Here is a 19,155-nt window from a genome sequence, read left to right as displayed (position 1 = left end):
TACGGGTTTATTTGTGATTCATTGATATGGTTAGGGCATAATGACCCATTAATAAGTAAACAACTCATCAACTGTAACTGAGAACTGTTTAGCTAATTTAAACGCTAATACTAATGATGGGTCATATTTGTTATTTTCAATAGCATTGATAGTTTGTCTAGAAACCCCAAGATTCTTACTTAATGTTTCTTGAGATATTTTCATCTTTTTACGATAGTACAAAATATTATTTTTCACTTTATTACCTTCAAGCTGAATATTTTTTCTTAGTATGATAATAGAATATTATTAAAAATCCTGATATTAAAATTAAATAATGTAACTCTGGATAATTGCTAAAAAATCTGGTGAAAACATTTTTTTGTGAGTCAGTAAAATCACAGACTTTTAATAGTATAGCAACAATCAAACTAAATACCGTCCATAATAATGTTTTGGCGAATATTTCAACGACCATTTGAGATTGTCTTTCGTCATATTTTTTATTTTTCACATCGGTTAAAATAGTTGGCAAATATTTGTTTATGATTATATTCCATAATACTCCAAAGACTAAGAATACTACTAATAAAAGAATAATTTTCATTAATTCCACTCCGTAATGTAAAAAGTTTTTGACATTATTATGATAACGTACTGACATAAAATGTCAAAAGAATTTTACATTTTGAAATGACTAAGATATAAAAAAGGTCATCCGGCTCCTGTGGGAATAGGGCGAGTTGAAAACTTGCTGAGCAAGATTGAGACCGTCCCCACGGAAAGCAAGATGACTTTTAAACAGAATTCACTTTATTTATGACAAGAAACTAAGGATTTTATGCTTAGTATTTCTATTTATTTTAAATATCTATCATGCATTAGAATTTTTAAGATATCAATTTGGTCTTGTAACTCTTTACCAACATTGGTATCTTTTATTTTTTTACGTTGCAATTCTTCATCTACAACACGCTTCACTGATAGCTCATCAGAACCATCTGATAATACCTTTTCTTTAGTATTGAACTCTTGATGAGCCACCAATTGCATACCGAATGAGTTATAAAGCAGTGTATATCCAGCAATACCCGTCGTGGATTGATAGGCTTTAGAGAAGCCGCCATCGATAACGAGCATCTTACCATCAGCTTTGATTGGATCTTCACCGTCGATTTCTTTAACAGGTGTGTGACCATTAATAATACGACCTTCATCTGGATTTAGTCCAAAGTCTTTCAACATTTTGCGAATCATATCAACATCTTCACGTAAGTGATAATATGGATTCTTCTCCTCTTTATGAGAAGCTTTGTCCTCTATAAAGTAGCGTTCAAATGTTGTCATTGCACGCTTACCAAATAGAGATGAATACTTACCAGTCCATAAATACCATACTAAGTCAGTAGATATATCATCAGTGATTTCTTTATGGTCGAAAGCTTTGCGTACATGATATTCAAAGACATCTAATAATTCACGTCCACTTAACTGCTCGCCCTCGATTTCGAAAGATTCCATTTCTCCATTTTCATCAACTGGGATACATCCATGAATCAGAAGATTGCCGTTGTATGGAAGATAAAGTTTACCTTCGCGCATCAAGAATGACATATGACGACGTAATTTCTCAGATTGTTGGAATGAAAGAAGTAATTTATCTACAACTTCCTCTTCTTCAGGCAGTAATTTCGCCGGATCGTTTCGGTCTACAGTTTGGAAACAAGTATCTTTAAGGGGATAAGTTTTGCCATAAACTGTAATTTCATTGTTGTCATAATCAATTTTTTCTAATACTAAACGTTCTTCCATTTCGAAAGAAGGGCGACGCTTAATAATAGGCATTTCGAGTTTAAATTGAATCATAGCAATCGCTTGATGTATTTTAGTGATTTGGCTTTCTTCACGTTTGGTTAAACTTGCATCTTTATCAGGACGTTTCTTAGGCTTGAAAGCAGGGTTCTCAGCGTCGTAATACTTTTCAGCTAAAGTAAGTAAAGGACGTAAGTTAATGCCATAAGCATCTTCAATAATATCTAAGTTATCATAGCGTGCACAGATACGAAGTAAGTTAGCTAAACATACTTTAGAGCCTGCATAAGCGCCTATCCACAACACATCATGGTTACCCCATTGAATATCAACTGAATGATAGTTAATGAGCGTATCCATAATCTTGTCTGGTTTCGGTCCACGGTCATAAATATCACCAACTACGTGAAGATGATCGACTACAAGACGTTGGACGGTATATGATAAACCGATAATAAGATCATCAGATTGCTCTAATTCAATAATTTGATTAACTAAAGTTTCATAATAGGGCTTCTTATTATGAAATTCATTACTTTTATATAGTAACTCTTCAATAATATAAACAAATTGTTCAGGCAAAGCTTTACGTAGTTTAGATCTTGTATATTTTGATGAACAATATGTAATAAGTTCTATCAGACGTTCGATAGTAGTGATATACCATACGTTGAGTTTACCTATGGAATCAAAATTATTTTTTACTAATTTTAATTTTTCTTCTGGATAATACACTAAGGCTGCTAAGTCATCAATCTCTTGTTGAGATAATTTATTTTCGAATATATCATTGATTTTTGCGCGAACGTTTCCTGAACCATTACGTAAAACGTGTTGGAAAGATTCATATTCACCATGTAAATCACTCACAAAGTGTTCTGTGCCTTTAGGTAATTCTAAGATAGATTCTAAATTAATGATCTCTGTTGCTAATTTCTCAGCACTATCAAATTTTTGAGAGAGTAAATCTAAATATTTTTGTTTCATTTCACTTTCAGTAATAGGAGTCATGCTTAGTCACCTCTGTTAAATATTTCCATCACATATGCATTATTTTAAAAAAGTAATGCGCTTACATAAATTATCTTTAAAATGTAGTGTTTTTTCAATGATAGCGTACTAAAAATTTTAATTTGTATGAAAAAAGCTGAGTAAACCCTAAAAAAGGATTACTCAGCTAAACTTATTTAACATTTTTGCGTCTTTTCATGAAGTAACGGATAACGAAGTAAATAATAGCGATAATGATGATGACATACATGATACGTGAGTATGTATGAATGCCATTCATAAGAGCACCGAAACTATCACTTAATAAGCGTCCAAGTAAAATAAGTGCGAAATTCCAAATTGTTGTTCCTAATAAGGAAAGGATAGTAAATTGAACTACATTCATACGGTTAATGCCAGCTGGTATAGTAATCAGCACACGTAATACTGGTACGAAACGACATAAGAAGACAGCCCATGCGCCATATTTTTTAAACCAATCATTGGCGCGTTTTAAATCTTTGCTTTTTAATTTCATCCATTTACCATGACGGTCCACAAATCGATATAATTTTTCCTCAGATATAAGTCTACAAATATAGTACAAAATGAGTAGACCAATAAACGAAGCTATAGTAGCAATAATTAATAGTGTCCATATAGATAAGTGGGATTTCACTGATAGTAAACCAGCAAAGGTAAGAATAATCTCTGAAGGAACTACAGGTAAGACGTTCTCTAATAAGATTAAAATAAATATAGCGGTATAGCCCCACTTACTAATAAACTCTGTAATAATCTGTTCCATTAATAACTCGTTTCTCCTTTAAATTAAGCAATGTTAATACATTGTATGTTAATTATAATAGATAATAACAATAATTGCTTAAAATTGATAATAAAGGCAAACCTGATTTGTACGAAATTATCGAATAGATTTGATTAAAGTATGATATAAACCACTAGCTTCTTCATCACTATGAACCCCGTAAGCATTCATGCGTCCATCTTTAAATAGAGTAAATTCATAATTTTCATATTTGATAAGTGTAGCGAATGAAGTAGCTTTTACAATATTTCCAGGGAAATGATTTGAGTAATCAAATGCATGTTTAGGCATTCTAAATAGGTACGTATGACCACACATTTGCTCAATAGTATTTTCTTGTTTTGTTTCTAATAAGTCATATTGATGGTTTTCACACACTGGGCATTCATTATTTTTCAATATATCTACGTTCATCGCTTTATAACTAAGATCAAACGCATCGATGGTAATCATTTGCTTTGAAAATCCTTTTCCACTTAAGTAGCGAATCACTTCAGCCACTTCATAACTTGCTACAATTGAGACAATAGGTGGGAGAACACCATTAATAGCACAACTTTCTCCAGTCTCAGGTATGGTTTGCATGAGACATTTTAAACAAGGACCTTGGTAATCAATGCCGTAAACAGTTCCTTTACTACCAACAGCTGCTCCATAGACCCACGGTATTTCATACTTATGACACACTTCATTTATGAGAAATCTCACTTTAAAATTATCCATTCCATCAATAATGATGTCTGGATTAATCTCACTTACTATATCCTCAATATTTGAAGAAGTGACTTCAACATCATAAGCAGTAAGAGTGACTTCTGAGTTGATTTGACTCACCTTATTTTTTACAGCTTCAACTTTAGAAACAAGATGATAGGCATCTTCTTCGTCATAAAGCGTCTGACGATGTAAATTTGATGTTTCAACGATGTCCATGTCTATAACTGTAAGATGATTAGCACCCATGCGAGCAAGCTGGTCTATGATATGGCTCCCTAAAGCTCCAGCACCAAAGACAAGTATTTGTGATGTAGAGAGTTGATGTTGTCCGTCTTCGCCAAAAGGGTGAAATCTCGTTTGTCTATCGTAGCGTGACATTATAGAAAACCTAAACCTTCAGTAGGGCTTGATGCTTGTGCAGTATATTTTACTGGTATTCGTCCAGCTTCGTATGAAAGTCTACCCGCATTAATTCCAAGCTTCATTGCTTCAGCCATTTTCACAGGATCTTTAGCTGCAGAAATCGCTGTGTTGAGTAATATACCGTCAGCGCCTAGCTCCATTGCATGACATGCATCTTTCGGTGAACCGATACCTGCATCAACAATAACCGGTACATTAGCATTTTCAATAATATAACTTAAATTAAGCGGATTATTAATACCACGACCAGTTCCAATAGGGGACGCAAGTGGCATGACTGCATGTACACCTAGTTCTTCCAAACGTTTCGCCAAGACGAGGTCATTTGAGATATATGGACATACGATATATCCTTTTTCTAAAAGTACTTTACAAGCTTCATATGTTTCAAATGGATCAGGAAGTAACGTTTCGTCATCGCCAATAACTTCAACCTTTATCATGTCACATACACCTGCATGGTTAGCAATTTCAGCAATTCTAATTGCTTCTTCAGCTGTTTTAGCACCTGCTGTATTCGGGAAAGTAATAAAGTCTTTTAAGTTAACGTTAGCTAAAGGATTAGGTAAATCACGATCATATAAATTCATACGACGAACAGCAAAGGTTAAAACATTGGTTTCTGAAGCTGCAATCGCTTGTGATTGAATATCTTCATTGTCAAATTTACCAGTACCTAATAATAAACGAGATTGTAATTCTAAATTTCCAATTTTAAACATTTTATCCGCCTCCAACAATTTCTAATAATTCTAATCGATCATATTCTCTAACAGTATGTTCATGATACTTATCTTGTTTAATTAATTCTTTATTGAATTCAACGATAACGCGCTTAGGATCTAATTCTAGTGCTGTTAAAACATCATAAATTGATTGTTCTTGGTCAAAGCTGAATGAGTCTCCGTTAATAATACACTTCATAATTGCTCCTCCTTTTCACACTAAAGCTTGAGTAACGAGGTGGTTTAATGCCAGAAATTAACCAATTTGCTATATCGCGTCCAATTACGGGAGATAATAAAATCCCATTACGATAGTGTCCTGTAATAACGAACAAGCCATCATCAATTTGATCCATCATTGGCATTTCATTATTCGTGTAAGGACGAACACCTGACCATTCTTTAAGTACACGACTATTCTTAAGTTCTGGAACACGAGCGCTTGCATGATCTAAAAGCCAATTTAAACCGCCTTCTGATGTGCCTACAGAGTAATTGTTAAATTCACTTGTTGCTCCTATTAAGAAACGATTGGGTTGTTTTGGAACGATATAACATCCATTAGTCATAAATAATGTCTCTTTAAGATCTAGTTCATCATGTTCCAGTAATAGAACTTCGCCTTTAACTCCAATGACTTCTCTAGGAAGAGAGTAGTTTTTTAATAGTTGAGAGGACCAAGCACCACTTGCAACGATCACTTTATGTGCTTCAATAGGTGACATTTGGTCAGTACACACAGCGTAGTAGCCATTTCTTCTATCAATCGATTGAACCTCTTGGTGATAATATCGTGTGATGTAATGTTGTTGTAGAGATTTAAACAAAGCTTTCGTGTATTTATTAGCATTGATTTGACCATCACTAGGTATATGAATTGCGCCATAAGCTGGTTCAACATTCGCATTGGTAAGCTGTATAAGTTCATCATTGGATAGTAGCTTGACACTAGAATCCATTTGTCTATGGAACTCATATTGACGTGTGAGTGATTCGAGGTCATCTTCTTGGTTAGCAATCTTAATAAGTCCTGAATCTTTGAACTGTATGTCGATTCCAGTCTCATTTAATAAAGATTCGCTTAATTTAGGAAACATCCCACGCGATTCAATGGCTAATTTATATAAATCGTTATCTTCAGTAAATTCATTTTGTGCTCCTAACATGCCTCCAGCTTTATATGAAGCATGTTTACCTGGAACATCTCGGTCAATGATCGCGATGTCATAATTTGTTGCGCTTAACTGTCTAGCAATTGACATACCTATGACACCAGAGCCAATAATAAGTACATCATGCATGTTGTGACCACTTCCTTCTTAATTCCTTAATTTCATTTAAAGACGCATTCATGAAAAATGAAATAGCACAAATACCATCAAATCCATATTCCAACTTTGAAATCGTATGTTCAGAAATTCCTCCGATAGCATAAATAGGTATAGGTAGATTTAATGCTTCTACGATTTCATCATGTGAACGTGGCGTGTCATGCGGATGTGAGGGAGTAGGGAAAATATGACCGTAAAAAACATAATCAAGTCCTTCATCTATACATGTATAAATAGTATCTATGCTATGTGTGGACATACCCACTTGGATTTCTGGATGTAATTTTTTATATGCAAAAGCTGTTTTAACATTTTCTTTAAAATGAATACGACTAAGGTTTAATTCTTCTAATAATGCCGTGTCACTATGAATAATCATTTTATCCTTAGGAAAACCTTGGTTAATGAGTTGAATCAAAATCTTCTTTAATTCATTTTTTGGCATAGACGTTCGAAATAATAGGGCATCAATGCCTTCCTCGATATTTAAGAAGTGTTCTAAGTCTTGTGTTGTAAGTGTCTTATCGTAAGTTATTGCGATAAATATGTGCATCACCTCAAATTTATAAATAAAAAAACGCTACCTCCCTGAATGGGAAATAGCGCTTAAATCATCTATATAAGTCCTAAAACTCTCTTGTCGCCACTTCCCTACGCCAGTATGAACTGGATCAGGTTCTAGGAATTATAAAGTCACTTCTTTACTCTCAGCCCTAAACAAAGGCACTTCCAGTGGATTTATATGAAATTGTATCAAAAAAATTTCAAACGTTTTCTTTGAATTCAGTTTACTATTTTTAGGAATATTCTTCAAACTTCTTTAGCTTTTATTAATCATATTCAATTTATGCATAAAATTACATATATGCTTCATATAATGAATAAAAAATAATTAATTTAATGTTTTAAGCTACTCAATTTTATAAAAAATATGGTTTTAGACACCATTATATAAGTGAATCTAAATCACATGCTTAAAACTGGAGATTCCAGTAAAATATACGAAAAATATACATTTTTTAAAGAAATTTCGTCTAAACTATTGTAACCGTTTTCACAACGTGCTATATTATATAAAAATTGTAGCGCTACAACTTAAAAAAGTTGTTCTAAAAAGGGTAGTTTTAACAGTCATCGCAGGGAATTTCTGAAACTTAACGACATCTTATATAGAAACAACATAATTTAAATGGAAGTAGGAAACAAATATGAATGAAAAACGCAGTAATGTACGCTGGTATTTTGCAATTGGGTTCTTTCTCATCGGCGTAATTGCATATATGGATAGGTCTAATATTTCATATATTGCAGCTCCAATGATGAAAGATTTAGGTATGACAAAAACACAATTTGGTTTATTAGCCTCATTTTTCTCACTAGGTTATGCATTTATGCAAGTGCCTTCTGGAATGTTAGCTGAGAAATTTGGTCCTCGTAAAATGATTACTATAGCTCTCGTATGGTGGAGTGCATTCACAATTTTGACAGGTATGATTAAACATCACGGTTTATTATATTTTGTAAGATTTTTATTCGGTGTCGGCGAAGCCCCAATGTACCCATCGAATGCCGTATTTAACTCATTTTGGTTTGCTAAAAACGAAAAAGGAAGAGCTTCGAGTGCTCTTCTAGCTGGGTCTTATTTTGGACCAGTACTAGCACCGATTATCACAATTGCAATTGTTAATGCCTTTAACTGGCAAGCAGTATTTTATATCTTTGGTGCAGTTGGTATTGTTATGGCTATCTTATGGGCAATCATTGCTAAAGATTTACCTGAGCATCACAAAATGGTAAGTGAAGCGGAGAAGAAATATATCACTGAGCATCGTGATATTGTTGCAACTGAAAAGTCTTTACCACCCTGGAAACGTTTCTTAAGTCACTTTAGTTTCTATGCAATTGCACTACAATATTTTGTAGTACAATTCGTTATCGCATTATTCTTAATTTGGTTACCAACATATTTGGCTGAGCAATATCATGTGGATTTCAAAGATATGGCAATCAGTTCATTACCATGGTTGTTTATGTTCTTCCTAATACTCTCAGCTGGAGCAATCTCAGACAAAATTTTAAATTCTGGGCAGTCACGATTTGTAGCGCGTGGTGCGATTGCTATCGCTGGATTTGTAGTGTTCTCTGTATCAATCTTTTTAGCAGTTCATACTGATAACTTATACATGACAATTGTTTGGTTATCCTTATGTTTAGGTGGCGTAGGTATTTCAATGGGTATGAGCTGGGCAGCAGCGACTGACCTTGGTCGTAACTTCTCAGGCACAGTGTCTGGTTGGATGAACTTATGGGGGAACATCGGCGCATTAATTAGCCCATTACTTGCCGGTATAGTAGTAGATCAACTAGGTTGGTCAATGACATTACAATTATTAATTGTTCCTGCAGTTATTGCTGCTATTCTATGGTTCTTCGTTAAACCAGATCAACCACTTGTTGTAGATGAAGAACAATCAAATTAATATTTTTATCTTGAACATACTAAGATTCCCAAACCACTCATCTTAGTATTTTTTTTATTTACTTCTGAATTTACAAGAGTTTAAAGCATGATGTTTCAGGTTATCTATGTATTAAACTGTTAAGAAGCTGAGGAGATGATTCAAATGATTATCATTAATGCTAAGATTAAAGTTGATGAAAATAAACGCGAAGATTACTTACAATTAATGGCTGACTTAGTGGAACATTCTAGACAAGAAAAAGGAAATTTATTCTATCATCACTATGAAGATGTAAGCGAAGCGAATACATTTGTGGTGGTTGAAAATTATAAAGATGAAAATGCTGTTGAAGAACACAATCAATCTGAACACTTCCAAACATTTAGCCAAAATATTAGTAAATTTATTACTGAGGAACCTAAGATAGATGTAAGTCGAACAGTAGAAAAATAATTCAATTCGCACGTTCAACATAAATGAATAATCAGTGTTATAATTGGTAAGTAAATGCAACACTTATGAACATCATAGATTATAAAAAATGAACGAGACAATGTTATTCAACTCATAAAATTAAATTGTCTCGTTCTTTCTTATGTTCTTATTTGGGGATGTAAATTAGAAAGGAAGATTAAAGTGAATCACGTACTTAATTCACTGACCCGTGTTGATAAATCTAAAATTGATTATTATAAAGGGTTAAGACAAGGATTATTACTTATTATACCTGCTTTAATAGGCTATTTTTTTGGATTTTTCAATTTTGGCTTATTAATATCAACAGGTACACTTGCACATGTCTATGTGTTTAAAGGCTCAACGCAATCTATGTTAAGAACAGTTATTATCTGCTCACTGTCGTTCTCACTTTGTATGATGTTAGGTACGTTAACGATTATACAGCCGATAGTATTTGGTCTTATCTTACTTGTTGTCGTTGCGGTACCGTATTATATTTTTAATGCACTCAAAGTAGCTGGACCGTCTTCTACCTTCTTCTTAGTAACATATTGTTTGCCTATTAATTTACCTCATGCGCCAGAAGAAGCATTACTACGTGGCTTAGGCATTCTTATTGGTGGTATATTAGCGACAATAACTGTAATGTTAACCATCTTATTTACCAAAGTTAAAGCAGAAGATAGAGCGATTAACGCGGATTTTGCTACAATTCATAACTTGTTACATCATTATAATGACCCTGAAGCGTTTAAAACATACGCGAGAAATGCTGTAACTGAATTTAGAACATCGGAAAAGCTCCTTATCACTTCTACATCAGGTGGTAATGGAAAGTTAAGTTCACGTTTCCGAAAGTTAATACTCCTACATACTGCAGCACAAGGTATCTATTCAGAGTTACTCGAATTAAATGAGAAAAATGTTCGTCCTATTCCACAAGATCTTATTGAAATGATGGATCATATTTATAATGAAATACAACAACCTCGAACTTCAAGACCATGGACAAAGCCTGTGGACGTACCTTCAGAATTTGAAAATTTATTGAATCATATATTGAAAATCGATGAAATGGTACATGCGAACGACAATCAAATTGAACATGAAGCCGATATTCGCAAACCACTCTATAGTAAACGTATTTATCAAAATTTAACTTTTGATTCAATCGTCTTCAGAAATGCGCTACAATATACGGTTATTATGGCTATAGCAATATTTATTGCGCTAGGATTTAATATTCAAAAGGCTTATTGGGTACCACTTTCAGCACATACTGTATTACTCTCAAATATGACGACAATCCGTTCACTTGACCGTGCATTAGCAAGAGGAATAGGTACAATTATTGGCGCCCTTATTTTGTCAGGCATATTAGCCTTAAACATTAATCCGTTAATTGCAATATTAATCATGGGTGTTTCAGCAGTGATGACTGAAGCGTTTGTTGCGGCAAACTATGCATTTGCTGTTATTTTCATTACTACTCAAGTAATTATGCTGAATGGTCTAGCTTCGCATAACTTAAGTATAGAAATTGCTTATACACGTATTATCGACGTTATATTAGGTATTGTCATAACTGTTATAGGGATATTCTTAGTTGCCAGAAATACGGCCTCCTCAATGTTACCAGGAGCGATTGCAGAACTAGTTCGTAAAGAAGCCACGCTATTTCATTATTTATTTTCTAAAAATAAATACGAAACGAATGAAGTAGATAAGGGAGAACGTTTAAATTTAAACGTAAAAATCAGCAACGTCACTCAAATGTATAATTCTGCCAACGGAGAATTGTTCAGTAATAAAGAGGTTGTGCGATATTATTATCCAAGTATCTTTGCGTTAGAGGAAATTAGTTTTATGTTAGAAAGAGCGATGAATAACAAACATCGTATAACTATCGATGATGAGCAAATGGGCGAGTATCTCTTAGCGTTTGAAAATATTGCCAAGCATTTCCAACTACAAGGCAGTTTAGAGGAAAGAGAGTTAAGTCATTTACCTCAATATAATTATATTCGATCAGCATTAATTAATATTCAGCGTAACAGTGTTCACGCACGTAAAGATATCACAGAAAATGAGGAAGAACATCATACTTCAAATGACTCTCAATCAAAAGGTTAGTAAGTGAACCTTTCGTTTAATAACTCATGATAGTGGTAAATACTATTAAAAGTTATTTTATTGGGAGGTAAAGTTATGCCTTGGACAATGGACGATTACCCACAAAGTTGGAAAAATTTCGATGAACTTGAACGTAAGAAGGCAATAGACATCGGAAATGCTATGCTAAAAGATGGCTATAAAGAAGGCGACGTGATTCCTATTGCTACACAACAAGCTGAAAAATGGTATAAAGATGCGTCTAAGGAAGCATTAGATGAATTAAAGAATAAACATATCACACAACACCAGAAAGATCAGTCAGCTAATCCAAAATTAAATGACGAAAATATACATGTTTATTACGAAGACAATGAATGGAAAGTTAAAACTGAAGATGCTAAACAAGCTTCAGATACATTCGATCAAAAGCAAGACGCCGTGAAACGTGCGAACGAGATTGCTGACAATAAAGGAACTAAAGTCATCGAACATAAAAAAGATGAATAGATTAAATTGAACTGCGTAAGTGCTCATACTTATGCGGTTTTAGTTTGCTTACTTAAATGAGGCGAAAGTATGATGGGCTAACGTTTCTCTATCGATTTCAATTCCGATATAATGGAGGTGTATAGAAAACGGAGGTCGAGATATATGTACGTAGAAAGAAAGCCTTCATTATATGTCGAAGACTTAAGAAATGAATTCAAAAATAGTTTAAATAACTTTCAGGATAGTGAGGCAGCATTTGATACACTATTAGGCTTTGTTGAACTAGACCATGTGTATTCTTCCGCACTTAAAGAAATTAGTACGAAGTTAAGTATTTTAGATGAAAATTTTAATTATCAATTTAAACATAATCCCATACATCATATGGAAAGACGAGTTAAAGAAATGCACAGCTTAGTTAAGAAACTAAGTCGTAAAGGGCTTGAAGTGAGTGCACAAAGCGCCAAAGAGAATATCATGGATATTGCAGGTATTCGAGTGGTTTGTAATTATTTAGATGATATTTATGTGATTGAACAAATGCTACTCAAACAAGAAGACGTTAAATTGTTGAAGCGAAAAGATTATATTGAACATCCCAAAGAAAATGGCTATCGTAGTTTGCATATTGTGGTATCCATTCCTGTCTTTTTAGCTGATGCTGTAGAAGTGACGCCAGTAGAAATTCAAATTCGTACAATTGGTATGGATATGTGGGCAAGTTTAGAACATAAGATTCGATATAAGAATGACGCAGACACTGAAAAGTATAAAGGATTACTTGAACAATGTGCGACTGATATTACAAATGTTGAAAGTAAGATGCAACAAATCCATTCAGAGATATCGAGTAATTAAAGTGTATTATAGAATGAATTTTATTAACCATCTGGTCACACAGATGGTTTTAATTATGTTAAATTCAATAACCACTTTATTTTGGCTATATTTATATAAAAATTATTTATATGTTATTATTATTTTAATTGATATATTAGAAATACGAGGTTATTTATGATTAAGCAGAATTTTACAACTAAGGTTTATCCACTGAAACGATTTAAAGATGAATATAGCGAAGTCGCATACGCAGGAGATATGAATTCTAATAATGTAATTGTCTTTATCCACGGAGCATTATTAACTTATAAAATAATGACAATGTTCGAACCCTATTTTAGAGAATATAAAATGATCTTTGTGAATTGTCCTAGTAGAGGAAAGAGTTCTGATTTAGACAGGGATACACACACGCTTGATGATTACTCTGAACGTATTTATGATGTCTTAACGCAAGTGGTTGAGGAACAACAAATTCACGAATTAAGTATCGTCGGTTATTCAATGGGAGGTATGATTGCAACGCGTCTACTTAAATACAATACTCTCCCCATTACTCATCTTATTTATTTACATAGCGCAGCTAAAATTACCCCAGATGCTAGTATGCTCGCGCGTCTATTTACAAATAATAGTAAGAGGGATATTTTGAAGGACGAAGTGAAAGCAGTTAAAAATCTTCCTCAATACATCTTGAACAAAACCATTTATGCTCATAAAGAGAATGCGTTAGATTTAATACAATTTGTCGCTCCAATAAAAACCATCATTACCGACATACTCTATACTATTAAGACAGATTACTTACCCGATATAGATGAAATAAAGCAGTTCCCTAAAATCATGTTCATGTCTGGTAAAGAAGATCAAATTATTCCATACACAGATTCACAAGCCACACTTGAAAAGTTTAAACAACTGGGTGGTGAAACAAAAGAAATATTATATCCAGGAATAGGTCATATCGATTTTCCTAGTGTGTTGGAAACAACTTCTAAAGATCAAATAGGCGTAGTAGACCATATTAAAAATTGGATTTCGAATTAAATGAAAAAGTAAGACGGAAGGGCGTCTTAAACACATTTCTGTGTCGAAGTTTCCAAAACTTAAATAGAAAACAGATACTAACCTTGACGTAATATTACGTTAAGGTTTTTTATTTTGAAAAATAATAACAACTAAAGAAAGCGCTTGCAAAATAAAAACGTGTATATTACCATACTTGTATACAAGTTAAGATGTTCAAGTTTGGAGGGTGGAGACAATGACTTATGGCTATCCTAAAAAGTGGATGGAAGGTTTAACAACCGGAGAGTCTATTGCAGCTGAAATACGTTTAGGAATCGTAAGCGGAGAAATCTTAGCTGACACATTATTAACAGAGAATCAAATAGCCAAGCAATTTAATGTTAGTCGCTCTCCAGTTAGAGATGCTTTCAAATTGTTACAAACTGACCAATTAATACATCTTGAACGTATGGGAGCTCAAGTTTTATCTTTTGGAGATCAAAAGAAAAGAGAAATGTATGATTTACGTCTCATGCTTGAATCTTTCGCATTTTCAAGATTAAAAGGTCATGACACACAAGCGATAGCTAAAGAAATGAAGAAACAATTAGAAATGATGAAAGTGGCGGTTCAGTTTGAGGATGCAGAGGCATTTACAAAACATGATTTCGAATTTCATGAAGTCATCATTTATGCTGCGAATCATCAATATCTTAAAACATTTTGGAATCACTTGAAGCCAGTAATGGAGTCGCTCATATTACTATCTATGAGACATCGAATGGCTACAGACAAACAAGATTTTGAAAGAATTCATCGCAACCACCAAGTATTTATAGAAGCAATTGAACATTATGATGCTGAGAAATTAAGAGAAGCGTTTCACTTAAACTTTGATGACGTTGGAAAAAATATAGAAAGTTTTTGGTTACGGTAAAGATTTGGAAGAGAGGGACCCTATAATGAAATATATGATTGGCGTTGATATCGGAACTACAAGTACTAAATCTGTACTTTACGATGAAAATGGTCAATTTATAATGAAACATAATATTGGTTATGACTTACATACACCCAATGTAGACGTATCAGAAGAAAATCCAGATGAATTATTTGATGCAGTGTTAATGACGGTGAAGTACATCGTTCGAGAATCTGGTATTTCGAAGAAAGATATTAAGTTAATTTCATTTAGTGCTCAAATGCACAGCTTAGTGGCAATGGACGCTCAAAATAAACGTTTAACTGAGAATATTACTTGGGCTGACAATCGCTCAAGTCGCTATGCTGATTTAATTGAAAATGAATATAATGGCTTTGAAATTTATCAGCGAACAGGTACACCGTTACATCCAATGTCACCACTATCTAAGATTTTCTGGATGAAACATGAACAACCTGCCATATATAATCAAACAGCTAAATTTGCTGATATTAAGACTTACATTTTCTATCAATTATTTGGTAAGTATGTCATCGATTATTCAATGGCGTCAGCAACTGGGATGTTCAACTTAGGACAATTAGACTGGGATGAAAAAGCGCTAAAACTACTAGGTATTAGTAGAGACCAATTACCAGAGCTTGTACCAACAACCCATATCTTAACTGGCATGAAGAAACGTTTTGCCGAGCTCATGGATATTGATGAAAATACTCCAGTGGTTGTGGGAGCAAGTGATGGTGTACTTTCGAATTTAGGTGTTAATAGCTATAAAAAAGGTGAAGTTGCAGTGACTATCGGTACATCCGGTGCCATTAGAACAGTTATAAATAAACCACGTACAGATTATAAAGGTCGTATATTTTGTTATGTTTTAGATGATGAACACTACGTCATTGGTGGTCCAGTGAATAATGGTGGAGTGATTCTACGATGGTTACGTGATGAGATTCTTGCAAGCGAAGTAGAAACTGCTAAGCGTTTAGGTGTTGATCCCTACGATGTGTTAACGCAAATTGCTAGTCGAGTAAAACCAGGTGCAGAAGGTCTTATCTTTCATCCATATCTTGCTGGTGAACGTGCCCCACTATGGAATGCAGACGCTAGAGGTTCATTCTTTGGTTTAACGCTCTCTCATAAAAAGGAACATATGATACGTGCAGCATTAGAAGGTGTACTTTACAATTTATACACTGTATATCTTGCGTTAATAGAAGTTATGAATGAGACACCAAATACAATTAAAGCGACAGGTGGTTTCGCTAAAAGTGAGATTTGGAGACAAATGATGGCAGATATTTTTGATACTAATCTTATCGTGCCAGAAAGTTATGAGAGTTCATGCTTAGGTGCATGTGTACTAGGACTGAAAGCAATAGGGGAAATTGATGACTTCTCTATTATTGAAAAAATGGTAGGAACAACGAACGCTCATCAACCAAATGAAGATACTGTAGCAATTTATCAAGAGCTTGTTAAAATCTTTATTAATATAAGTCGCTCTATAACTGAAAGCTATAGTGAAATAGCAAACTTCCAACGTAAACATATAAGCAATTAAGCACTAAGAGTATTAACTATAAAGTTGCAACTCAGACATTTAAAAGAGAAAGAAGGGGAATGTTATGTTTGGAGAAATTTGGCCACTCATAAGTGTTGTACTCGGGATTGTTATCTTACTTACTTTAATTATATTCTTGAAATTAAATACATTTATTTCATTAATCATTACTTCAATCATTACGGCACTATTACTAGGAATGCCTTTAAATAAAATTATGGAAACGATTGAAAATGGAATGGGTAGTACCTTAGGTCATATTGCGCTCATCTTCGGATTAGGAGCAATTTTAGGTAAACTACTAGCTGATGGTGGAGGTGCTACTCGAATTGCAGATACGCTCATCGCTAAATTTGGTCAGAAACATGTTCAGTGGGCTATGCTCATCGCTGCTTTCATCGTAGGTATTGCATTATTCTTTGAAGTTGGTTTAGTACTATTAATACCACTAGTATTTACAGTAGCTAAGCGTGCAAATGTTTCAATCTTAAAATTAGGACTACCAATGGTTACAGCATTATCAGTAACTCATGGTTTCTTACCACCACATCCGGGGCCTGTCGTGATAGCAAAAGAGCTTAAAGCTAATATTGGTGAAGTATTATTATACGGTATCATCATTGCAATTCCAGTGACACTTATCGCAGGCCCATTCTTTAATCATATGGCTCAAAAAATAATTCCTAGTGCTTATAGACGCGAAGGGGATATTACTTCATTAGGTACTCAAAAAGAATTCAAAGAGGAAGAAATGCCAAGTTTTGGTATTAGCTTACTTACAGCAACATTACCGGTTATTTTAATGTTAATTTCTACAATTGTGCAATTAGTGACAGGTCATGAAGATCCAACAAACTGGTTTGAACAAATCATTTATCTTATAGGAACAGCTGGTACAGCAATGTTAATTGCGGTTATCTTTGCGATTTTCTCCATGGGTGTAATGAGGCAACGTAAGATGGAGAATATTATGGAATCCGTTACAAATGCAATTTATCCTATAGGTATGATGTTACTCATCATTGGCGGTGGCGGTACATTTAAACAAGTGTTAATTGATGGAGGCGTTGGAGACACCATCGCTAAAATGTTTGAAGGTTCCAACATGTCACCTATATTGCTCGCATGGATTGTCGCAGCTGTATTACGTATCGCGCTTGGATCAGCTACAGTTGCTGCGGTCTCAACAACAGGAATTGTAATACCTTTATTACATCATTCAGATACGAACGTAGCATTAGTTGTGCTCGCAATTGGTGCAGGAAGTGTTATCCTATCCCACGTCAATGATGCAGGTTTCTGGATGTTCAGAGAATACTTTGGTCTCACGATTAAAGAAACATTCTTAACGTGGTCATTACTAGAGACAATCATCTCTGTTTCTGGAATTATTTTCATACTATTTATCAGTTTATTTGTTTAATTAAATATAACCGAATGATTATCGATATGAATAACAGTCCCTTCACTAAGTAAATTGGTGAAGGGATTAACTCTACTATGAAAGCATTTTAAATAATGATACACTTTAAAATGAATACGATAAACAATATAAATAAAGGGGTTTACATATTGAGACAAATTAAGAAAGCAATTATACCTGCAGCTGGCTTAGGTACGAGATTCTTACCAGCTACAAAAGCTATGCCTAAAGAAATGTTACCAATATTGGATAAACCAACGATACAATACATAGTAGAAGAAGCCTCACGCGCAGGCATCGAAGATATTATTATCGTTACTGGAAAACACAAACGAGCAATTGAAGATCATTTCGATAATCAAAAAGAACTTGAAATGGTGTTAGAAGATAAAGGTAAAACTGAATTATTAGAAAAAGTTCAATATTCTACTGAATTAGCTAATATTTTCTATGTACGACAAAAAGAGCAAAAAGGTTTAGGACATGCAATTTATTCTGCTCGTCAATTTATAGGTGATGAACCGTTTGCTGTGCTTCTAGGTGATGATATTGTTGAATCAGATACACCAGCTATTAAACAATTAATGGAAGTATATGAAGAAACTGGTAATTCAGTTATAGGTGTTCAAGAGGTGCCAGAGTCAGAAACGCATCGCTACGGTATTATTGATCCTTTATCTAAAAAAGAACGTCGTTACGAAGTTCAAAAGTTTGTTGAGAAACCTGAACAAGGTACAGCACCTTCTAATTTAGCAATTATGGGACGTTATGTCCTAACTCCAGAGATCTTTGATTATTTAAAAACACAGAAAAAAGGTGCAGGTAATGAAATTCAACTCACTGATGCTATCGAACGAATGAATAGTGAACATCAAGTATTTGCATATGACTTTATCGGTAACCGCTACGATGTTGGTGAAAAGTTAGGGTTCGTAAAAACTACTATCGAATACGCACTAAAAGACGAAAGTATGAAAGATGAACTTAAGCAATTCATCAAAAAACTTAATATTGATTAATATGAAAAGGCACACAGAAATTTTATTTCT

The 19,155-nt window shown here is 33.9% G+C and carries 19 protein-coding genes and 1 riboswitch; of the genes, 10 read left to right on the top strand and 9 right to left on the bottom strand.

Features of this window, described 5'->3' with window-relative positions; all coding sequences use genetic code 11:
* Nucleotides 1-48 precede the first annotated feature (48 nt).
* From HMPREF2706_RS01085 to HMPREF2706_RS01045, 9 genes are all read right to left on the bottom strand, one after another.
* Complete coding sequence (locus tag HMPREF2706_RS01085) at nt 49-237, bottom strand: helix-turn-helix transcriptional regulator (protein ID WP_002432924.1); 189 nt, start codon at nt 235-237, stop codon at nt 49-51.
* Nucleotides 238-247: 10 nt separating this feature from the next.
* Complete coding sequence (locus HMPREF2706_RS01080; protein WP_002432312.1) at nt 248-586, bottom strand: hypothetical protein; 339 nt, start codon at nt 584-586, stop codon at nt 248-250.
* Nucleotides 587-837: 251 nt separating this feature from the next.
* Nucleotides 838-2,802 carry a fructose-bisphosphatase class III gene (locus tag HMPREF2706_RS01075; RefSeq protein WP_049427892.1) on the bottom strand — a complete coding sequence of 655 codons (1,965 nt, stop codon included), beginning with the start codon at nt 2,800-2,802 and terminating at the stop codon, nt 838-840.
* Between the two features lie 172 nt (nt 2,803-2,974).
* Nucleotides 2,975-3,589 (bottom strand): undecaprenyl phosphate transporter UptA, encoded by a 615-nt coding sequence (locus HMPREF2706_RS01070; protein ID WP_002432789.1) that lies wholly within the window; start codon nt 3,587-3,589, stop codon nt 2,975-2,977.
* Nucleotides 3,590-3,706: 117 nt separating this feature from the next.
* Entirely contained in the window at nt 3,707-4,705 is a 999-nt protein-coding gene (locus tag HMPREF2706_RS01065; RefSeq protein WP_070597683.1) for a HesA/MoeB/ThiF family protein, read from the bottom strand.
* Complete coding sequence (locus HMPREF2706_RS01060) at nt 4,705-5,472, bottom strand: thiazole synthase (protein WP_002469896.1); 768 nt, start codon at nt 5,470-5,472, stop codon at nt 4,705-4,707. Before HMPREF2706_RS01060 ends, HMPREF2706_RS01065 begins: the two co-directional genes overlap by 1 nt.
* A gap of 1 nt (nt 5,473) precedes the next feature.
* Nucleotides 5,474-5,674, bottom strand: a complete 201-nt coding sequence (thiS, locus tag HMPREF2706_RS01055; protein ID WP_049427897.1) for a sulfur carrier protein ThiS — start codon at nt 5,672-5,674, stop codon at nt 5,474-5,476.
* Nucleotides 5,658-6,776 carry a glycine oxidase ThiO gene (gene thiO, locus HMPREF2706_RS01050; RefSeq protein ID WP_049427899.1) on the bottom strand — a complete coding sequence of 373 codons (1,119 nt, stop codon included), beginning with the start codon at nt 6,774-6,776 and terminating at the stop codon, nt 5,658-5,660. Before thiO ends, thiS begins: the two co-directional genes overlap by 17 nt.
* A complete protein-coding gene (locus HMPREF2706_RS01045) occupies nt 6,769-7,359 on the bottom strand; it encodes a thiamine phosphate synthase (RefSeq protein ID WP_070597682.1) in 591 nt (196 codons plus the stop codon). The genes thiO and HMPREF2706_RS01045 overlap by 8 nt, the downstream gene beginning before the upstream one ends.
* A gap of 78 nt (nt 7,360-7,437) precedes the next feature.
* A riboswitch (TPP riboswitch) is annotated at nt 7,438-7,547 on the bottom strand.
* Nucleotides 7,548-8,014: 467 nt separating this feature from the next.
* Between HMPREF2706_RS01045 and HMPREF2706_RS01040 the strand changes: the two genes are divergently transcribed.
* The 10 genes from HMPREF2706_RS01040 (at nt 8,015) to galU (ending at nt 19,125) form a co-directional block, all read left to right on the top strand.
* Entirely contained in the window at nt 8,015-9,286 is a 1,272-nt protein-coding gene (locus HMPREF2706_RS01040) for a pyruvate MFS transporter (protein ID WP_002432812.1), read from the top strand.
* A 144-nt stretch (nt 9,287-9,430) separates the two neighbouring features.
* On the top strand, nt 9,431-9,721 hold the full coding sequence (locus HMPREF2706_RS01035) for a putative quinol monooxygenase (protein ID WP_002432496.1): 291 nt from the start codon (nt 9,431-9,433) through the stop codon (nt 9,719-9,721).
* A 183-nt stretch (nt 9,722-9,904) separates the two neighbouring features.
* Nucleotides 9,905-11,860, top strand: a complete 1,956-nt coding sequence (locus HMPREF2706_RS01030; RefSeq protein ID WP_049427904.1) for an FUSC family protein — start codon at nt 9,905-9,907, stop codon at nt 11,858-11,860.
* Nucleotides 11,861-11,935: 75 nt separating this feature from the next.
* Nucleotides 11,936-12,349: a DUF2188 domain-containing protein gene (locus HMPREF2706_RS01025; RefSeq protein WP_049427906.1), complete on the top strand. Its 414-nt coding sequence runs from the start codon at nt 11,936-11,938 to the stop codon at nt 12,347-12,349.
* A gap of 144 nt (nt 12,350-12,493) precedes the next feature.
* Nucleotides 12,494-13,189 (top strand): GTP pyrophosphokinase, encoded by a 696-nt coding sequence (locus HMPREF2706_RS01020; protein WP_002432589.1) that lies wholly within the window; start codon nt 12,494-12,496, stop codon nt 13,187-13,189.
* A 156-nt stretch (nt 13,190-13,345) separates the two neighbouring features.
* Entirely contained in the window at nt 13,346-14,218 is an 873-nt protein-coding gene (locus HMPREF2706_RS01015) for an alpha/beta fold hydrolase (RefSeq protein ID WP_023351151.1), read from the top strand.
* Between the two features lie 217 nt (nt 14,219-14,435).
* Nucleotides 14,436-15,116, top strand: a complete 681-nt coding sequence (locus HMPREF2706_RS01010; protein ID WP_049427910.1) for a GntR family transcriptional regulator — start codon at nt 14,436-14,438, stop codon at nt 15,114-15,116.
* A 25-nt stretch (nt 15,117-15,141) separates the two neighbouring features.
* A complete protein-coding gene (gene gntK / locus HMPREF2706_RS01005) occupies nt 15,142-16,683 on the top strand; it encodes a gluconokinase (protein ID WP_049427912.1) in 1,542 nt (513 codons plus the stop codon).
* A gap of 64 nt (nt 16,684-16,747) precedes the next feature.
* Nucleotides 16,748-18,106: a gluconate:H+ symporter gene (locus HMPREF2706_RS01000; RefSeq protein WP_029625751.1), complete on the top strand. Its 1,359-nt coding sequence runs from the start codon at nt 16,748-16,750 to the stop codon at nt 18,104-18,106.
* A gap of 149 nt (nt 18,107-18,255) precedes the next feature.
* Nucleotides 18,256-19,125: a UTP--glucose-1-phosphate uridylyltransferase GalU gene (gene galU, locus HMPREF2706_RS00995; RefSeq protein WP_002469897.1), complete on the top strand. Its 870-nt coding sequence runs from the start codon at nt 18,256-18,258 to the stop codon at nt 19,123-19,125.
* Nucleotides 19,126-19,155 lie beyond the last annotated feature (30 nt).

This window comes from Staphylococcus sp. HMSC067F07, from assembly GCF_001837405.1.
GTDB classification, from domain to species: Bacteria; Bacillota; Bacilli; order Staphylococcales; family Staphylococcaceae; genus Staphylococcus; species Staphylococcus capitis.
This window is presented reverse-complemented; position numbering and strand designations above follow the sequence as displayed.